This is a genomic window from Streptomyces gardneri (assembly GCF_006539185.1).
Taxonomy (GTDB): domain Bacteria; phylum Actinomycetota; class Actinomycetes; order Streptomycetales; family Streptomycetaceae; genus Streptomyces; species Streptomyces gardneri.
On the sequence record NZ_BJMN01000091.1, the window covers coordinates 1 to 17,785 of the forward strand.

A 17,785-nucleotide genomic window follows, 5' to 3' on the forward strand; every position below is an offset into this window, starting at 1 on the left:
TAAGCAGCGATCACGACCTGCGTTTCTGCTGCTTCCGCCAGCTCAGGTGGGGTGAAGCGCCAGTGCCCTGCGGGGCTAACGCAAGACCGGGCAGTTGGCGGCCCCGTACTCATCAGCGATGGTGAAGACGCTGGCACATCTCGGACACTCTGCCTTGCCGAAGAGATGGGAGATTCCCTCAGCAAGCACGACTTGCCCATCGCGGCTGGCCGTCTCGTGCATCCACCGGCCGATGCCCGAAAGCTTGTCCCTGGGCGCCGGCCGGAGGTCACGCCGATCCACGTCGCCCTGGTTCCAGTCGCGGATCGCCGAGTAGCGCCCGTAGTCGCCGATTGCAATCGTCACCCGTGTAGCGCAGTGAGGGCACGACAGGTCGTAGAAGTCGTCCGTGAAGTCCCCCAGGACGTTGGCCCAGTGGTACTGCTCCCGGACCGCGAGCAGCGCGCAAGGTCACCACGTAGTCGGTCGGCCGGGACTCCAGGTGCCGGTCCAAGAGAACACCGAACTCGGCGATCGCGTCGACGCCGGGAGCCAGCACATCATCAACACCGTGGTGTCCAGCCGCCCGCTCCATGATTTCTCCGGCCAATAGCCGTGCCTCAGTGCACCCCGTCGCGAGACGCACCAGACGGGGCAGGGCGGCAATGCCCGCGGGCGACACCAGGTCGCCCTCCAGGATCAGCCGACGTCCCAACTCAGCCCACGCCTCGCCGTCGACCTCACGCTCCACACGGCTCAAGAGTTCGGGTACTCGGTCTACGTCAGAGTGCCAGTCGTACAGCTGCGCCCAGTTCACCACTCAGACATTGAACCGCCCTACCAGCTCCGAGCCGGACCTACCCCTACCCTGTCCGAGGGGGTCGCGGGGGCGTCCGCGCAGCTGCCGGTGCAGGCTCTCTGCTCTGGACCTGATCAACCCCTTGCCGTAGCTGGCGGGTAACCGGTCGAGCACTCCGGCGATCGTGGGCACGTCGGTGCCGATCTGTTGGTGCAGCGATGTTCGAGCGCCGCGTCGTGCTGGAGGAACGCGCCTCCTCCACGGGGAACCAGCCCGGCTGCGACACGAGTCCTCAACGCGGAGGAACCCAGCAACGGGGAACAGCCAGGAGACCGAGTTCACCGTAACGACGGTACCGGTCGACCCATTTCGACGCGCACGCGCGGGAGATGCCCATCTCGGCTGCCACGTGCGCGATCGAGCGGTGCTGGCAACGCTGCACGAGGCGCAACCCTTCCCTCGGGGGACAACGGAGCATTGCGGCGAGTCACAGGCGTTCCTAGCGCCAGGGATCGAGGGCGTGCTTGCCACGGGTCTGACCGGCTTCGAGTTGCTGCAGCACTGCCGGCCCCTCGGCCAGGGGGTGAACCTGGGGGGTGCCAGGCGGGTACACGCCTTGGGCGATGAGTGCCTCGATCTCGACGAGCAACGACCGGTAGATGGACGGGGCCGCGGTCGCCAGCGCACCGATATGCAGGCCTTTGACCTGGACCTGGTGGGTGAAGACCAGGTCGTGCGTACTGAGGCTGGCGTCGCCGGAAGCGGCACCGAACACGACGACGCGTCCGGTGAAGGGTTTGGTGACCGCCAGACTGACGTCGAACGTGGCCTGTCCCACCGATTCCAGAACCAGGTCAACACCGCCGGTCAGGCGGGTGATCTCCTCGGTCAGATCGGAGCGTGCGCTGTCCAGGACCGCGTCGGCGCCGAGCGCTTTGACGGTGTCGTGCTTGGCCGATGAGGCTGTGGCGATCACGCGCGCACCGTAGTGGCGGGCGAGGCGGACGGCGGCCTGTCCCACGCCGCCAGCCGCAGCATGAACGAGCACCGTGTCACCAGCCTCGATCTCGCCCAACGGCTTGAGCGCCGCCAATGCGGTTGCCCAGTTCAGCACCAAGCCGAGGGCTTCGGCGTCGCTCCAGCCGGAGGGGACGGGAAGTACGCCTGCGGCCAGCATCGTCATGTACTGCGCGAAGGCGCCCGGGCCGGCTCCGACGACGTGTGTGCCGAGTCGGAGCGGGCTGTCGATGTCCGGGCCGACACCCACGATCTCGCCGGCGGCTTCGAAGCCTGCCACGTAGGGCGCCTGCGGGCCTCCTCCGTAGGTGCCATGGGTTTGCATGACATCTGCGAAGTTGACCCCGGCGGCGCCGACGCGGATCAGGTACTCGCCGGGCCCCGGGGTGGGGCGGCGCTGATCGGTCGTCAGGGTCAGATCCTTCGGTCCCCGGTGCGACCGCTGGACCAGTGCTCGTGCCGTCTGCTCAGCGGTGTGCTGCTGCTCATAGATCTCCATGCACCGAACGTAGGACCCTGACACTTACGTCAAGGTCAAGTGGCGGCTGTAGATCAGTGCGCTGGGCCTCTCGCAGGTAGGCGTCGAGTGCCGCCTGCTGGTCGCTGAGAACGGCGATACGCGCGGCGAGCCGATCGCGATAGCTCTCCACCTCGTGCAGGAAGTCCGCGCACACCACATCCGCGCCGACATCGGGTTCGTCAGTGAGGCGGGGCAGAACTTCCCTGATCAACCGCACGGGCAGCCCGGACTCCAGCAGCGAGCGGATGGCAAGCACCCGGTCGACAGTGGACTGGCAGTAGTCGCGGAACCCATTGCTGCAACGGCCGGGGACGATCAAGCCCTCATCCTCGTAGTGCCGCAACGATCGCGCACTCACGCCACTGGCTCTGGAAGCGTCGCTGATCTTCATACCTGGAGGCAACACCAAGGCACACCCCGATCTTCCAACACTCATCGCTACGACGAAATGAAGACCTGCTCAGACGTCAACAACCAAAATCCAAACGAGAGGCCTAGACACCTCGGGACAGCCGAAAGGGCGCCCGGCCTGGAACGTCAGGCCGGGCGCCTTTTCGTCGGGGCGTGCGCGTCAGGACGCGGAGGCGCTGTTCGCCGCGGGTGTGCCGGCCAGGATCGTCTCCTCCACCGCTTCGTACCGCATGCGCTGGTCGGCCGGGTCACGCTCGTAGAGCACCGTGCCGAGCCAGCCCGCGAAGAAGCCCAGCGGGGCCGAGAGGATGCCCGACGTGGTGAACGGGAACCAGTTGAAGTCCTGGTCCGGGAAGATCGCCTGGGGCGATCCGGACACCAGGTTGCTGCCGGCCATGAGGATGAACGCGGAGGCGCTGCCCACGATGAGGGTGCAGAGCAGCCCCGTACGGGAGTAGCGGCGCCAGAAGAGGCTGTAGATGAGGGCCGGTGCGACCGCGGACGCGCCGATGCAGAACGACAGGGTGAGCAGTGCCTGAAGGTTCAGATGCCGTGCACCGGCGGCGATCGCGATCGCCACGAGCCCGACGACCGCCGCGGCGGTCCGGGCGATGGCCATCTCGGCGGAGGCCTTCAGTTGCGCCTTGCGGCGCAGCCCGTGCGTGATGAGGTCGTGCGCCAGGGTGTTGGCGCAGGCGAGGGTGATCCCGGCGACCGAGGCCAGCAGGGTGAGGAAGATGGCTGTCGCCACGGCCGTGAACAGCAGTGTCTCGACGGTCGTCTGGTCCGTGCCCATGACGGCCTGGCTGACCATGAGGAACGCTGTCTTGCCCTGCGGGTCGCCGGCGACGATCCCCTGGTGGCCGACGATCGCCGCCGCGCCGAAGCCGATGACGGCGATCAGCAGACAGGTCACGACGACGGTCGACACGGCCCAGGACATCGAGCGCCGCACCGCTGCCGCGCTGCGCGCGGTGAACATGCGCATGGTGATCTGCGGCAGCACCGCGGCGCCGAGCACGACCGTCAACTGAGTGCTGATCATGTCGAGTTCGTTGCCGCCGAACTGCAGACCGGAGGTGAGATAGGCGTCTCCCGCCCCGCTGCCGCGCTTGGCGGCGTCCAGCAGGGAGGGCAGGCTGAAGTCGAAGCGGTTGAGGATGAGCGCGGCGATCGCGAGGGACGCGCCGAGCAGGGCGACGGTCTTGACGATCTGGATGAAGGCGGTGCCCTTCATGCCGCCGATCGCCGCATACGCGATCATCAGCAGGCCCAGGAACACGATCGCCCCGGTCTTGAAGCCGTCGGAGTCGAAGCCGAGGACGACGGAGAGGAGATCACCGGCGCCCGCGAGCTGGAAGATCACCAGCGGCAGCAGTGCGGTCAGGGTGACCGCGGCCGTGGTGATCCGCACGGCGGGGCCGGGCAGACGCCGGGTGAAGACGTCGCCGATCGTGAACCGGCCGGCGTTACGCAGCGGTTCGGCGAGCAGGAACATCATCAGGACCAGCGAGAGCACGGTGCTCAGGGCGAGCGTGACGCCGTCGTAGCCGACGAGCGCGATGATGCCGATGGTGCCGAGCACGGTGCCGGCGGAGATGTAGTCGCCTGCGATCGCGAGGCCGCTCTGCACAGGGGAGAGCGAGCGGTAGCCGGTGTAGAAATCGCCCAGGTCGTCACGATCGGGGCCGGTCATCACGCACAGCAGCAGCGTGACAGTGATGACCGCGATGAACGCCATCAGCGACATGGTCTGGGCCTCGGAGCTGAAGCTGGTCATGCGCGCGCACCTCCGGTGGGCTGCTGCCACACGGGACGTCCGGAGCGGCTCTGGCGTTCTGGCCGGGGCGCGGCTGCCGCGGCCGCCTGCTCGGCGCGTTCGCGGATCGCCGCGGCGAGCGGGTCGACGTTCTTGCGCGCGATCCGCTCGTACATAGCAATCGCAACCAGGGCCACGGGCAGCTGGAGGAGCCCCAGGACCAGACCGATGGTGAGACCACCCGTGATGTTGCTGGTCATCATCGAGGGGGCGTAGCCGGACAGGAAGAGGAAGATGACGAAGTAGCCGAGCGCGGTGAAGGTGGCGACGCGGCGGAGCCTGCGGTAAGCCGATCCGAGCCGGTGCAGATCATCACGATCGTCGGTGCGGGCGGGCGGTTGCGGCTGCGGGGGCGCGTCCCAGGGCTGCTGCACGGAGTCCCAGCTCTGCGGCGAGGAGTCCCACGCTCGCGGGGACGAGTCCCGGGCTGCCTGTGGATCGGCGGCCCAGGACGGCGATCCACCCTCCCAGGACTGCGACGCCGCCTCGTGGCGGTGCCGCCCGGCGTTCGGGTGCTGAGGTACGGGCGGTGGGCCTGGGAAAGGCTGGTGGTACGACATCGATCTTGCTCCTTGCCGCCCCGGGGACCGGGCGGGTGGCGCTGGTGGTCCGCGTACGTTACTCATGGGTATAGCTCTTGCGTAAGGGGTTTCCGACCGCTTGGTATGTCGGTTCGGTGACGATCCTGTGCGCGTGGCGACGAAACCGGCGGTATCCCCCGTCGTGGATCTTTCCGCAGGTCACGGGTGAGTCTCGGGCCACCGCTGGGGCCGGGCAGGCCGCTCGGCACGACCGGTCCGGCGAATGCGCCGGGCGGGCCGACGATGTGGTCGGATGGATGCCCTCGGCTGCCCCGGCCCGTATCGGCCTGGCCTGCCGCCGATGGCAGGAACGCCTCCGCCCAGGTCTCCGCCCGCCTGCAGCACCGGCCGTCGCCCCGCGGCATGATCGTGCCGGGCCTGGCGCTCGCGTCGGTCGGCCTCGCGCTCCTGGGCGACCTCTTCGACATCCACACCGCCCACTGCGCGCCGCCCCCGGCGATCGGCGGGAGCGAACCCTCCGTCGACGACCTGGCCGTCACCTGCCCGGAACGCTACGGGCGCTCGCGATGGACCGTCTCTCCGGTGAACCTCTTCACCCGCGCGGCTGAGCCGAAGGCGAAACCGCTGATCACCGCTTGGTGTTGCCGGTTCACCAACCTTCGTGATCAAGAGCATGGTCAAAGCGGGCCCTCGGATGAGGGCCCGCTTCTATGGCTTTCGCAGATCGGACAGTACGGCAGCCCTGCGCGCCATGGAGGGGAGGCCGGGGAGACCTGCGGCATCTGTGCGGGTCAGAAGGCGCCGTTCGGGCCCCACAAGTCGTCGGCCTTCCGCGAGGCCGGTCCGAGCTTGCCCGGTGCTGGTCCCAGTGATCGCTGCAGCACAGGCGGAGCTGGCACGGAACCACCTGGACGCGCTCGATGCCCGACGCTCGGCGGCGGGACTGGAGCCGGTCACAGACCCGCCGCACTCGTCGGTCCGGCGTCAGGCCGCGGGTCTGGAGGAGTAGTCGTTCGGGTTGGCAGGCACCCGATTCCGCCCGTGTGCAGCCGACTGCACACGAGTGGCCCGCCGCACAGCGCCGGGGAGGGCTACGGGTGCCAGACCTCCTTGATGGACTTCACGTTGCCCTCGCCGTCCAGCGTGATGTCGTAGATGTTCCCGGAGCAGCTGTACGGCGCCTTCACCGCGGCCTGGTTCGTCATGCAGTCACCGGCATGCGTCCACAGCTCGCCGACGGGAACCGTCTTCGTGGAGCCGGGACCAGCGGACAGCTCCGCCTGTACCTCTTGCGCGAACAGGTAGTACTTCGCCTCGCCCTGACCCTGGTAGATCCAGTCGTTGGGCGTGCAAGTCGGCCGGGCGTCCTTCGCGGACATCGAGCCCTTCGACGGCGGCACGGCGATCTCCACCATCTTGCGGCCGGCGGGCAGCGTGGGCGCCTTCCCGCAGTCGTTGGCGGGCTCGCCCGAGGAGCTCCCGCCCGCAGACGGCTTCCCCGACGGCTGGGCGGAGGCCGTAGAGCCGCCGGACGCGCCGTCGGCGCTGGTGTCCTCCGGGCCGCACGCGGCGACTGCCCCGAGCATGGCGACGACCGCAAAGCTGCTGATGAAACGCTGAGCTGACTTCATGTCAATCCCCCGATGACTGAACAAGTTCGCGATCATGCTCGATCGCTGAAGTGTTCTACATCAGGCAGTGGGTCAAGGGCCAATCCGGCGCCGCGCATGTTCCACGGGCGAGTGGCAGAAGCGGGGATGCTTGGCTGGGCGTGTGGCGGCCTCTGTCGCACCGGGGTCGGCACACGGCCGCGGCGTCGGCGGCTGCATCGGAGGCGAGGACGTTCATCCTTCTTCGTACAGAAGGACTGACCCGGCCCCTGGGCGACCCGAACCGGGCACGGCGACCGGAGCGGCTGCTCAGCTGTGATGCGTACGGAACCGGGGCCCAGCTCGGGTGAGGCTGTCTCAACCAGGGGCGACCTGATATGAGTTGATCATGAATGCAGACACTCTTGACCCGCTGGAGCGCCTGCTCGCAGAGCGGGCCTGTGAGCGGCTGGTCGTCGAGTTCGTCCACCGGCTCGACCTCGGGGACCCGAGCTCGGTGGCAGACCTCTTCACACACGACGGCACCTGGGAATGGCCCGCCGGCGACCGCCGCATAGCTGGCCACGACGCCCTGCGCACCTACTTCGGCAACCGGCCCGCAGACCGACTGTCACGCCGTATATGCACCAACATCCTGGTTACCGTGACCTCCGCGGACACCGCCGCCGCCACCACGTACTTCACCACGTACCGTGTCGACGGCTACAGCGAGGGCCTCGTACCGCCGCGACCCCCCGTTCAGGTGGGGCACTACGAAGACACTTTCCGCAAGGTGGACGACACCTGGCTGCTCACCACGCGGACTCTCTTCCTCGCCTTCGCCGGCCCCACCGAACGCCTCGCCAGGCCCGCCCAGTCATGACAACAGCTCCCCGCCGACCGGCCGTCAAGCGTCCTGCGTCACGGGGAGCGACGCCCCGCAGAACGTGAGCCAGAGCCGGAACTCGACGACATCCCTCTCCCGCGAAAGAACCCGCCCTCGGCGCCGGGCGACAGGCGCTCCCGCAACTCTCCAACCAACAAAGCCACACATGCACTTGTCGATGATGCCGGCGCGGTCCAGCTCGGTCAGGATCTCGGAGTCGACGGGCACCCCGAACCGCGTCCAGTTAGCGTCGGTGTTCGCCAGCGACAGGACGACATGGCGGTTACTGCCCACGCTCACAAGCCCGGCCGATCCGGCTGCCCGTAGCCGGCACAACCGTCCGGAGTCTCTCGGCACGGTCGCGGGAGGCTCTCCGAGGTGCGGCTACGCGGCGCCCGCCGCTGCCAGTGCCGCGACCGGCAGGAGCAGAATCCACTGCGGCAGGCGGAGAAGTGGTCTGGGCCAGCCGACGGACAGGGTGACGACCAGGAAGGCTGCCGCGTACGCGATGAAGTGCGCGGCCACGAACCACGCCACCAGGCCGGTCCCCGGAGTACCGTCCGTCAGGGAGAGGTAGAGGAGAGCGATTCCGGAGAGCACCAGGTCGACGCTCGCCATGTGCCATACGGCGTGCAGGACACGCTTGGGCTCGTCCGCGAGCCCACAGGACAGCAGCGGGCGCACCACATCGCGGCGCCCGCCGACGATGTGCACCACGGCCACGCCGAGCGCGGTGATTCCTGCCGCGAGAAGCCAGCCGTTCATCGGACCTCGATTCCCTTCGCCACGACAGCGGCCAGAGTTGCCGCCAGCTGCCGGTCAGGGCGCTCCCCGACCAGTCCTACGTGGAAGAACACGGCTCCTGCCAGGGTGTCCAGGACCAGGTCCACAGGCGTTTCGGCCGCGATCTCCCCACGCGTCGCGGCGCGTTCGAAGACAACCAGCAGCCGATCCTTCGACGGGGCCAGGAAGTCACCGCGAATACGCGCCCTCAGTTCCGGATCAGCGGCGAAGTCAGCGAGAAGCCCCGGGAGTGCCGCTGCCGCGGCCGGCGCGTGGAACTCGTCGACCAGGCCCTGCAGCATGACCGTCAGATCCCCGGCCAGGGTTCCGGTATCCGGGGCCGGAGCATCATCGGTGGTCGTGAAGACGGCCTCGAAGACCAACTCCGGCTTGCCCGGCCACCGCCGGTAGATCGTGTCCTTGCCGACTCCGGCCCGCGCGGCCACCGCCCCGATCGATGTCGCGGCGTAGCCGACCTCGACCACCAGCTTGGCCGTCGCGTCGATGATCGCCTCGTGCGACCGGGGATCCCTGGGACGCCCCCTGGAGGGCGGAGAGGAACTCATGGCATTTACCTTACGGGTCGACCCGTAAGGTAAACAAGAGGCTTGGCGGACGGGGAACTGCCCGATCTCCTGGCCCTCGCTTCGGCACAGCCGGTACACGTCGTGCAGGCATGGACGGCGACACGCTCTTCACGATCGGGGCTCTGACCCGGCGGACCGGACTGACGGTCAAGACCATTCGGTTCCACTCCGACACCGGAATCGTGCCGCCGACGGACCGCAGCCCGGCCGGCCACCGTCTCTATGCCATCGGCGCACTGGCGCGTCTGGATCTGGTACGCACCCTGCGTGACCTGGGGCTCGACCTTGCCGTCATCCTGCAGGTACTGGACCGGGAGGTCTCGGTGCCCGAGGTCGCGGGCGCACACGCCGACGCCCTGGAGGTGCAGATCCGCACCCTGCGACTGCGGCGCGCGGTGCTGTGAGCGGTGGCCAAGCGGGGCTCCACCCCCGAGGAAATGGACCTCATGCACAAGCTTGCCAAGCTCTCCGACGACGAACGCCGACGCCTCATCACCGACTTCGTCGACGATGCTTTCGGCGGGTTCGACGCCAACGCCGACTTCGTCGACATGATGCGCTCGGCCATGCCCCGGCTGCCGGACGATCCTGAACCCGATCAGGTCGACGCCTGGGTGGAACTCGCCGAACTCACCCAGGACCCCGACTTCCGCGCCGCCGTCCGCCGCATGGCGGTGTACCAGGCAGCCGAGCGCGCCCGCTGGTTCTCGCAGGTCCGAACGGAGCTGCAGAAGCTCCGGCTGTCGTTACTCGCCGGAGTAGCCTTCCTGTCCCTTCGCCGGGGTGTAGCCGGTGGCTGAGCCGTGGTACGTGGAGGTGACCTGGTTCTTGCGGGAGGGATCCGCGCTGACGCCAGTGATGATGAAGGAGGAGACCTCGTTGTCGAACCCGTCGATCAGGTTGTACCGATCCCCTCCGACCCCGTCGCGCCGAGGACCGATGGTCGTCCTCTCGCCGGAGAATCCCGCAGCCGTGAAGAGAGTGATGCTCCATCCCTTGGCGATGGACAGGCTGGAGATCGCATCGTTGCCGATCTGCCTCGCGATGTCGGCCATGTCATGCCCGACCGCCGGCAAACCCTGCGTGCTTGCCCTTGCAGTTCCGGTCGGTGAAGACATAGACCCCGCTGGTGGGGTTGAGGATCATCTCTGCATCGGCGGCCTTCGTGGCGGCTTCACTTTCGGCCCGCAAGGTCTCGATGACCTGGTTCGTCAAGATGACCTCCAAGAAACTGGCGAGGTCCTCGTCGCGGGCCGCCCTGTGCTCCAGACCGGTCATGCCCTCGTGGAAGGTTCCCCGCTTGTCATAGAGGGCCATCACGAGTTTGGCCAGGTCCAGGTCGACGGGAGACTCAGCGGCAAGGAGCCCGGCGATGAGCTCGTCGGCGAGGGCCTTGTCGCCCATGAGCTTGTCGGCGAAGGCCTTGTCGTCGAGGGTCTTGTTGACGAAGGTTTTGTCCTTGATGCCCATGGGGCAGAAGCTACTTGCCTGTTCGGGGCAGGTTCTGCTCTGACTCTCAGGAACTCGGCCGACTTGATGACGCTGTCCACCCGCCTGCAGGACGACGGCATCCAGCTCGAACTCCTCACCGGCCCAGACTGCTGATCACGGGGTGGCCTGGGCTCAGGTGGCCTGCTGCGCGATGGCGAGGACGGCGGGAAGGTCGAGGTCGAAGGCCCTGATGCCGGGCAGCGCGGCCAGGTGTTCGGTGGTGTCGGGGCGGTCCGGGTCGTCTTGCCGGCGGAGGCGGCGGAGCCGGCCGGTGGGGCGGCGGTGGCGGCTGCAACATCGTTGGCGCCGAAGATCTGGCAGGGCCTGGTCGAGGCGGCGCCGGGTCCAACCGCGTCCCAGCGGGCGGCACCTCCGGACCCGCCACCGACCAGGCCGACCGCAGGGCGTGCAGGCGTGCGAGTCTCCACCGTTCGGGGCAGGCGACTGCGCCGCAGGCATCGAACCGGTCCTCCGTGCAGCGGCCGGGCCGTGGTTGACGGGGACGGCGGCGAGCAGCGAACGTGACCGGCATGGGGAGAGAACGCCGGATGTCGATGCTGCTCGTCTGCCTGATCCTGGCGGGCGCGCTCGCCGCCTGCGCCCTCAGTGCGGCGCGCACCGGCGGGCCGCACGCGGCACCGTCCGCCGGGCCGGTGCCCGAGGATTACGTGGATCTCCGGACCGTGGCGCCCGCCCCACCCGCGCCGCAGCCCGGCCCGGACGGCTCCGCCGGCAGCTTCACCGTTGACTGCGGGCGGAACGAGGAGGGGCACTACAACCAGGACAACCTGGTCGTCTCGCCGGGCCTGCAGGGCGGCGCCCACCACACCCATGCGTACGTGGGAAACCTGTCCACCGACGCCGCCTCCACCGACGGGAGCCTGGCGTCCGCGCCCACGACCTGCCGGGGCGGGGACCGCTCCACGTACTACTGGCCGGTGCTGCGCCGCACCGACCGGCCCGCTACCGAGACGCACGAGACAGCCGCCGGACACGGGAACGCCGGCCAGATCCTCCAGCCGGTCAAAGTACGACTGGAGTTCCGTGGGAACCCGGCCGGCAAGGTGGTGGCGATGCCCCGGTTCCTGCGCGCGCTCACCGGAGACGCCGTGGCGTTCACGGCGCGCACCGACGAGGCGGTGCGGGCACAGTGGGGTTGTTCGAGCCTCCCCGACCGCTCCACCAGGAGCTATCCGCGCTGCCCCGAGGGCGACCGGCTCACCCGTACGCTCGTCTTCCCGAGCTGCTGGAATGGGATCGACACGCGCGCCACCGGCCATACCCATCTGCGATTCCCCGCGGCCAACGGCGTCTGCCCCGGGGACACCTTCGCCGTGCCCGAGCTGCGGCTCGGCCTGGAGTACGAGGCGCTGCCCGACGGCGTACCGATCGCGCTGGATTCGTTCCCCGAACAGCGCCACAGCCCGAGAACAGACCACGCCATGTTCGTGAACGTGATGACCGAGAGCCGGATGGCACAGCTCGTCGACTGCCTCAACGACAGTCGCCACTGCCGCACTTGAGGTATGTGACGCAGGTCACGTGAACCGTTCGGTCCGGGGCCTCGTGTGGGTCACGACACAGGCGACTTCGGACGGAGCGGGGAGATGGCCGGACCACTGTGGCCCCGTAGCAGGCGGGGCTCAACCGACGAGGCATTGATCAGGACGGTGTACGAGGAACACGGCAACGCCCTGCTCGCGTACGCGACACGGCTGACGGGCGACCGGGCCACGGCCGAGGACGTCGTCCAGGAAACCCTGATCCGGGCCTGGCGGCACGCGGACGCCCTGGTCAACGGGAAGGGATCGGTACGCGGCTGGCTGCTCACGGTGGCCCGCAACATCATCACCGACCGGTACCGCGCCAAGGCCGCGCGGCCGACCGAGATCGCCGAGTCCCCGGCGACGCCGCCACTGGAGGACGACCACGCCGAGGCGGTCGTGGACACGATGAGCATGCTCGGCGCGCTGGACCGGCTGACACCGGAACACCGTGACGTGCTCACGGAGCTGTACTACCGCGAGCGCAGTGTCGCCGAGACCGCCGATGCCCTCGGCATCCCGGCCGGGACAGTGAAATCCCGCTCGCACTACGCGCTGAAGGCCCTGCGCGCGTTGTTCCATGAACATGAGACCGATCAGGCGGGCGTGCCGGAACACCGGTCCGGCCTGAGGGAGGTGGTGGCATGAACCGGCAGCAGCACGACGAGGAGGTCCTGCTCGGTCCGTACGCGCTCGGAGTGCTCGACGAGGCCGACGTCCGCAACGTCGAGACACACCTGGCCCGGTGCTCGACGTGCCGGGAGGAGCTGGCCTCGCTGCGCGAGCTGGAGGCCGCACTCGGCGAAGTGCCGCCCGAGGCGTTCCTCGACGGGCCGCCCCAGGGCGGCGAGCTGATGCTCCAGCGCACGCTCAGGCAGATGCGGAACGAACGCGCGGGAGGGCAACGGCGGCGCGCGGCCCTGGCCGGCCTGGCGGCGGCCGCGGCACTGGCCGGGGTCTTCTGGGCGGGAACTGCCACCGGGACCGGCAGCCCACCGGTCGCGGCACCACCGCCGCCCCCGCCGACGGCCACCAGTACCGTCACACCGGCGCCCCCGCCACCGGGTACAAGGGTGGCCTCGGCGACGGACCCGGCCAGCGGGACCCGGATGACCGTACGAGTCACCCCGGCCGCCGCCTGGGTGCGGGTGCACGCGGCGGTGACCGGGCTGCCGCCCGGCGAGCGCTGCACGCTCGTCGTGGTCGGGCGCGACGGCAGCCGGACCACCGCGGGCAGCTGGGTCGTGGGGGCCGGTGAGCACTCGGGCGAGGGCAAGGGCGCGTCGCTGGACGGTTCGGCGGCGGTCGACCCCAAGGACGTACGGGAGATCGTGGTCGAGAACGAGGAGGGCAAACGGTTCGTGACCGTACCCCTGAATGCGTGATCTCTGCCCCTCCGCCCGTGCGCGGTTCGCACGCGAACGCCGGCCGGTCCCGACACCCGGGGCCGGTCGGCGTTCGCGTGTCCCCGAAAGAAATTCTTCGGGATTCGTTGAACCCACCCCCTGACGGGCCTCGTGTCTCCGATGCCAGCAGATACCGATGAAGTATCCGAACAGGGGTGTTCTCATGACGAACCTGAACAAGCTCACCATCGCCGCAGCCGGAACCGCACTCGTCCTCGGCCTGACGGCCTGCGGACCGCAGGAGAGCGGTGCCGGCTCCGCGGGCCCGGCCGCCCCGGCCGGTGCGAGCGCCTCGACGGGAAGCGGTAGCGGGTCCGACGGCTACGGCGCCACGCCTTCCGGTGGGGCGGCGGCCACCGCGTCCGGTCCCCTGGTTACCCGTCAGGACCCCCGTCTTGGCACGGTGGTGACGGACGCGGCCGGCTTCACGCTGTACCGCTTCGACAAGGACACCGCCAAGCCCTCCGCCTCGAACTGCGACGGCGACTGCGCCAAGGCCTGGCCGCCGGTCCCCGCCGGCAGCACCCAGCCGGGAGACGTCAAGGCGTCCCGTACCGGCTCGGTGGATCGGGCCGACGGCACGAAGCAGCTCACGATCGCGGGCTGGCCCGTCTACCGCTTCGCCAAGGACACCGCCCCTGGCCAGACCAACGGGCAGGGCGTCGGCGGCACCTGGTTCGCCGTCACCCCCGACGGCAAGAAGGCGGGCACCACGGCACCCGAAGCCGACGAGGACGGCACCGGAAAGCCGCTGCCCGCGCTCTCGCTCCGCAACGACGACCAGCTCGGCCGGATCATCCAGGACGGCAAGGGCCGCACCCTGTACCGCTTCACCAAGGACACGGCCTGGCCGATGAAGTCCAACTGCGAGGGCGCCTGCCTGGAGAAGTGGCGCCCCGCCAAGCCGGTCGACGTGAACGACATCGACGGCATCGACCCCAAGAAGCTGATCATCCTCACCCGCCCCGACGGCACCAAGCAGCTCACCATCGACTGCTGGCCGCTGTACTGGTTCACCGGCGACAAGACCCCCGGTGACACCAACGGACAGGGTGTCGGCAGCACGTGGTTCGCCGTCACGGCCGACGGCAAGCTGGCGAAGTGACCCTGCTGAATTCCCGGCGCGATGGGGTTCGCCGTTCCGTCGAAGGCGGCGGCCTCCGGTTGCAACGTCAGCCCTGCGGGTGAGGCCTGCGCGGAATGCGAGGCAAGGGCCGGCACACTCGGTGGTGGTGTCGGTGCCTGTCGCGGCGGAGGGCAAGAAACGAGGGTCGCCGAGGGCGACGAACGCGTCGGGTGCGCGCCCTAGCACCCCCGGCGGACGTCGAGTCCTCAGATCGAGGGCTCGGGCGTCATCGTGCGACAGGCTCGGGTGCGATCTGCCCATGAGGCTGAGCGTGTCGAGGGGCCCACTCATTCCTCGGCGATCCTCTCGCCCTCGATCCGGTAGATCTCGACACTGCGGAATCCGACCGGTCGGCCCGTTGCCTCCAGCCCCTGGAAGTCCCCCAGGTGCGTCCCGTCGAAGCGGGCCCGGACCGGCGTGCGATGGCGATGGTGTGGTCGAACCACAGCTGACACCAGCGGGCGTCGGTGGAGGGCTCGGCCAGGTACCCGAGGACGAGTACGCCCTCAACCACCCACTCGATCAGGGCGCGCAGTTCGTTGGCGTACTGCGGGGAGTCGAGCAGCAGGTTGAACGGCGGGAACTGCCATTCGTTCTCCTTCCTCGTCGTCTTCGGCCTATCCGCCGGCCGCCGGTCGTCGCCCGCGGAGGCCTCGCCCGCGCCTGCGGCATCGGCCTCGGCCAGTCCTTTGGCCTGCGCGGTCAGGCGCGCGACTTCGGCTTTGAGGTCCTCCACATCCTGGAAGAGGCCGACGGGCACGTCGAAGTCCGGCAGTTCGGTGTCATCGGCCACGGCGGGCGGCCTTGCGTTCCTCGTGCGCGGCGCCGGCGCGTCTCTTCGTGATCGCCGCCTCCCCCGCCATCATCTGAGGGCCGATGTACGTCATGGCGTGTTCGTGGCCGGGTGTCCCGTTCCACCATCGGTGGTCGCGCTCCCGTGCCGGGAGGCCGTAGCCGTCGACGGCCTGGCTCGCGGTCGAGACCCGCAGGACGACGATGTGGCGGAGACGCTCGCGCTTCGAGGGGGTGCTCATGATCCCGAGACGTGACACCACAGCTCAGAGCCGAATTGCTACGGTCGGGCCGGAATCATGGAGAGACCCCCGCGCGGTCCCGAGCGGGGGTCTCCGGTGCCGGTGCCTCGGCAGGACGGCGCGTCACTCGCCCCAGTGCGCGGGGTGCCCCTTGGTCATGAGCGGGCCGTATCCCAGGGCAAAGACAGGGAAGCCCAGCTGGTCGAGCATCTTGCGGTCCTTGTCTACGTCCCGGGCCGTCAGGTCGAAGGCTGCCTGCACGACGTCGCAGACGTAGTACAGGTTCGTGCCGACCAGGACATACCAGGCACGGTTCTTGTTCGGGTTCTCGCTGTGGGCGGGAACGAGGCGAGCGGCGGCCTGATGAACCAGGGCACGGTCGCGGGCGGTGGTGTCGGCGGCGGTCGTCATGCGGCTTGATGTCCTTCTGTGGTCTGTGTCGCGCGCCATGATCGTAGGCACCACCGGGAGCGTGGCTTCCTTCACGAGAACCGTTCTCGTGAACAAAGCCACTGGATGCTCGAGTATCGAAGGGCCGCCTGCCGGATGCCCTTCCAGCCATGCCCGAGGCCCCGGCTCCGGGGTGCCAACCAACCTGGCCATGGCGCCCCAGCTACCGTCCGGCTTCCCCTGCCCCGGACCCAGGCCTCCCGCGGGGACCTCCCCCGTCGCCCCACCCCCAGTGGGGAGTACGGCGGCGGTCCCCGCGCCCGGTCCTCAGAGCTGGGTGATCGGGCGCATCGCGAGTCCCTCGGTACCGGCCCAGCCGTTCACCCGCGCCGCGTCGTCGACGGAGACCGTGTCGAGACCGTCGGGCAGATCGAAGATGAGCGTGCCGCTCAGCTCGGTGCCCTCCCCGGCGACCAGGGTCGCGGTGAAGCGGTCGGACTGGTCGTACTCCGCCTCACCCCCCTCGTCGTTCCCGAAGACATACAGGCCCGCGTAGGCCTTGCCGCCCCCCTCGACGACGACCGGCTCGCCGTCCGGCTCCCCAAGCGTCTGGACGATCGGAGCGTCGTTGCCGGCCTTGAGCCGCACCTGCGGCGCGTCATTGAGGACGCACGGCGTCTTCGCCTTGTTCGTGACAGTCAGCAGGAAGTGGCGCGGGGTCTCCCCGCGCTCGTCCTGGGGCTCCACCGCGGTGGTGAGGCCGTCCGCCTCGCAGTCCGCGTACTGCGTCCCGTTCCCTCCGCCCGTCTCCCCGCTGTCCCCGGACCCCGTCGCCGTCGGCGTCGGGGTGCTGCTGCCGGTCCCGGAGTCGCCGGTCGGCGCGGCGGTCTCAGGCGTGCTCCCGCCGGCCGACGCCGAGCCCGAGGGCGCGGCCGACGACGTGCTCCCGCCGGCCGACGCGGAGCCCGAGGGCGCGGCGGTCGGCGGCGGCGCCGCCTGGTCGTCACCCTGGCAAGCGGTCGTCGTCAGCAGAGCCGCGACCACCGCCACCCCCAGAACAACGCCGCGCAGGCCCCGACGCGGTGAACCGAGTCTGACCGTCTTGGAGTTCATGCCGTTCCCTCTTCCCCCGTGACCAGCCCGAAGCCGGCCTGTATGCAGCTGACACCGTCAGTGTCTCCACACGGGAAAGCCCGTTCACCAACATCCCGCGACTGTTACAGCCCTCGTACGAACCAGCCGTCATGACGTGACCCAGGCAGGAAGATTCCCGACCCCGCGGGGCACGGCGAGCAGTTGGCGACAGCGCACTCAGGGTCGGTCCGCGTGGGGGCCGCTCCCGCGCGGACGAGCCGGCGCTCTGCGCCGCAGGTGGAGCGGGCGACGGAGGTGCGTGCTGGGTGGTCAGGCGCCAATGCGCACCGAGGAGACGTGGGCGTAGGCACAGGCGCCCTTCCCCAGGCATTGCTCGGCGCGGGCCGTATGGCGGGGGTTCGCGATCAGGGCGTTGGTCGTTGCGGCGGGGTGGAGTGGCGGGGAACGGGCAGCGAGGGTGTCACACGAAGGTCGACGCGTACGGTGCCGCGGTCGAGCCGTCGGCGCGGCAGCCTTACGAGCCGACGGAGCCACGCCGACTCCAAGCCCTTCCCTCATGCCCGGCGTGCTCATCCCGGGACAGGGTGAGGGCGTCGAGCGGCGCCTCGACGGCGGGTCAGGGGTCAGGCAGACCTCGATCCGGCCGTCGGTCTGCCTGATCGCCTCGCCACGTATAGCGTTCGCTTCCATTTCATTGCAACGCAAGAATGTCACTCATTGCATTAGCTTGCATGATGGTTGCAATGAAATCCCGGTACTGACCTGCT

The 17,785-nt window shown here is 69.2% G+C and carries 20 protein-coding genes and 2 pseudogenes; 7 read left to right on the forward strand and 15 right to left on the reverse strand.

Annotated elements, in window-relative coordinates; genetic code table 11:
• Nucleotides 1–75: 75 nt before the first annotated feature.
• The 7 genes and pseudogenes from SGA01_RS39480 to SGA01_RS39510 all read right to left on the reverse strand — a co-directional run bounded on the left by SGA01_RS39480 (nt 76) and on the right by SGA01_RS39510 (nt 6,718).
• Nucleotides 76–345 carry a hypothetical protein gene (locus SGA01_RS39480; protein ID WP_141303138.1) on the reverse strand — a complete coding sequence of 90 codons (270 nt, stop codon included), beginning with the start codon at nt 343–345 and terminating at the stop codon, nt 76–78.
• 749 nt (nt 346–1,094) lie between these two features.
• Nucleotides 1,095–1,269: pseudogene (locus SGA01_RS39485) on the reverse strand (helix-turn-helix domain-containing protein); the annotation flags it as partial.
• A gap of 8 nt (nt 1,270–1,277) precedes the next feature.
• Nucleotides 1,278–2,294 (reverse strand): NADPH:quinone oxidoreductase family protein, encoded by a 1,017-nt coding sequence (locus SGA01_RS39490; RefSeq protein WP_141303140.1) that lies wholly within the window; start codon nt 2,292–2,294, stop codon nt 1,278–1,280.
• Nucleotides 2,281–2,706, reverse strand: coding sequence for a MerR family transcriptional regulator (locus tag SGA01_RS39495; RefSeq protein WP_229918613.1), 426 nt, complete (start codon nt 2,704–2,706; stop codon nt 2,281–2,283). Before SGA01_RS39495 ends, SGA01_RS39490 begins: the two co-directional genes overlap by 14 nt.
• 180 nt (nt 2,707–2,886) lie before the next feature.
• Entirely contained in the window at nt 2,887–4,506 is a 1,620-nt protein-coding gene (locus tag SGA01_RS39500) for a sodium/solute symporter (protein WP_141303142.1), read from the reverse strand.
• Nucleotides 4,503–4,919: a DUF485 domain-containing protein gene (locus SGA01_RS39505; protein WP_255325374.1), complete on the reverse strand. Its 417-nt coding sequence runs from the start codon at nt 4,917–4,919 to the stop codon at nt 4,503–4,505. Before SGA01_RS39505 ends, SGA01_RS39500 begins: the two co-directional genes overlap by 4 nt.
• Nucleotides 4,920–6,178: 1,259 nt before the next feature.
• Nucleotides 6,179–6,718 carry a hypothetical protein gene (locus SGA01_RS39510; protein WP_141303146.1) on the reverse strand — a complete coding sequence of 180 codons (540 nt, stop codon included), beginning with the start codon at nt 6,716–6,718 and terminating at the stop codon, nt 6,179–6,181.
• 367 nt (nt 6,719–7,085) lie between these two features.
• Here SGA01_RS39510 and SGA01_RS39515 point away from each other — a divergent pair, with 367 nt between their 5' ends.
• Nucleotides 7,086–7,559 (forward strand): nuclear transport factor 2 family protein, encoded by a 474-nt coding sequence (locus SGA01_RS39515; RefSeq protein WP_141303148.1) that lies wholly within the window; start codon nt 7,086–7,088, stop codon nt 7,557–7,559.
• A gap of 387 nt (nt 7,560–7,946) precedes the next feature.
• Here SGA01_RS39515 and SGA01_RS39520 read toward each other — a convergent pair whose 3' ends face one another.
• The gene (locus SGA01_RS39520) at nt 7,947–8,327 is read right to left on the reverse strand and encodes a hypothetical protein (RefSeq protein WP_141303150.1); all 381 of its coding nucleotides are present in this window, start codon (nt 8,325–8,327) and stop codon (nt 7,947–7,949) included.
• Nucleotides 8,324–8,911, reverse strand: a complete 588-nt coding sequence (locus SGA01_RS39525; protein ID WP_141303151.1) for a TetR/AcrR family transcriptional regulator — start codon at nt 8,909–8,911, stop codon at nt 8,324–8,326. Before SGA01_RS39525 ends, SGA01_RS39520 begins: the two co-directional genes overlap by 4 nt.
• Before the next feature lie 110 nt (nt 8,912–9,021).
• Between SGA01_RS39525 and SGA01_RS39530 the strand changes: the two are divergent.
• Nucleotides 9,022–9,633, forward strand: a pseudogene (locus tag SGA01_RS39530) (MerR family transcriptional regulator); the annotation flags it as partial.
• Nucleotides 9,634–9,678: 45 nt separating this feature from the next.
• Here the strand turns inward: SGA01_RS39530 and SGA01_RS41380 are convergent.
• Nucleotides 9,679–9,987 carry a hypothetical protein gene (locus tag SGA01_RS41380; RefSeq protein ID WP_167534296.1) on the reverse strand — a complete coding sequence of 103 codons (309 nt, stop codon included), beginning with the start codon at nt 9,985–9,987 and terminating at the stop codon, nt 9,679–9,681.
• A gap of 1 nt (nt 9,988) precedes the next feature.
• The gene (locus tag SGA01_RS41385) at nt 9,989–10,402 is read right to left on the reverse strand and encodes a hypothetical protein (protein ID WP_167534297.1); all 414 of its coding nucleotides are present in this window, start codon (nt 10,400–10,402) and stop codon (nt 9,989–9,991) included.
• Nucleotides 10,403–10,953: 551 nt separating this feature from the next.
• On the opposite strand from SGA01_RS41385, the gene SGA01_RS39545 reads away from it, so the two are divergent.
• The 4 genes from SGA01_RS39545 to SGA01_RS39560 all read left to right on the forward strand — a co-directional run bounded on the left by SGA01_RS39545 (nt 10,954) and on the right by SGA01_RS39560 (nt 14,478).
• Nucleotides 10,954–11,946, forward strand: coding sequence for a DUF1996 domain-containing protein (locus SGA01_RS39545; RefSeq protein WP_141303155.1), 993 nt, complete (start codon nt 10,954–10,956; stop codon nt 11,944–11,946).
• Between the two features lie 84 nt (nt 11,947–12,030).
• A complete protein-coding gene (locus tag SGA01_RS39550; RefSeq protein WP_141303157.1) occupies nt 12,031–12,615 on the forward strand; it encodes a sigma-70 family RNA polymerase sigma factor in 585 nt (194 codons plus the stop codon).
• On the forward strand, nt 12,612–13,352 hold the full coding sequence (locus SGA01_RS39555; RefSeq protein WP_141303159.1) for a zf-HC2 domain-containing protein: 741 nt from the start codon (nt 12,612–12,614) through the stop codon (nt 13,350–13,352). Before SGA01_RS39550 ends, SGA01_RS39555 begins: the two co-directional genes overlap by 4 nt.
• Before the next feature lie 184 nt (nt 13,353–13,536).
• A complete protein-coding gene (locus SGA01_RS39560) occupies nt 13,537–14,478 on the forward strand; it encodes an SCO0930 family lipoprotein (protein ID WP_141303160.1) in 942 nt (313 codons plus the stop codon).
• 247 nt (nt 14,479–14,725) lie between these two features.
• On the opposite strand, the gene SGA01_RS43115 is transcribed toward SGA01_RS39560, so the two are convergent.
• The 4 genes from SGA01_RS43115 to SGA01_RS39580 form a co-directional block, all read right to left on the reverse strand.
• Nucleotides 14,726–15,292 carry a DUF4913 domain-containing protein gene (locus tag SGA01_RS43115; protein WP_435843322.1) on the reverse strand — a complete coding sequence of 189 codons (567 nt, stop codon included), beginning with the start codon at nt 15,290–15,292 and terminating at the stop codon, nt 14,726–14,728.
• Complete coding sequence (locus tag SGA01_RS39570; RefSeq protein ID WP_141303162.1) at nt 15,282–15,533, reverse strand: hypothetical protein; 252 nt, start codon at nt 15,531–15,533, stop codon at nt 15,282–15,284. The genes SGA01_RS43115 and SGA01_RS39570 overlap by 11 nt, the downstream gene beginning before the upstream one ends.
• 123 nt (nt 15,534–15,656) lie before the next feature.
• Nucleotides 15,657–15,944: a hypothetical protein gene (locus SGA01_RS39575; protein ID WP_141303164.1), complete on the reverse strand. Its 288-nt coding sequence runs from the start codon at nt 15,942–15,944 to the stop codon at nt 15,657–15,659.
• 306 nt (nt 15,945–16,250) lie between these two features.
• Nucleotides 16,251–17,036 (reverse strand): DUF4232 domain-containing protein, encoded by a 786-nt coding sequence (locus tag SGA01_RS39580; protein ID WP_141303166.1) that lies wholly within the window; start codon nt 17,034–17,036, stop codon nt 16,251–16,253.
• A 538-nt stretch (nt 17,037–17,574) separates the two neighbouring features.
• Between SGA01_RS39580 and SGA01_RS41635 the strand changes: the two genes are divergently transcribed.
• On the forward strand, nt 17,575–17,785 hold a 211-nt coding region (locus tag SGA01_RS41635), incomplete at its 3' end, for a hypothetical protein (protein WP_218037875.1).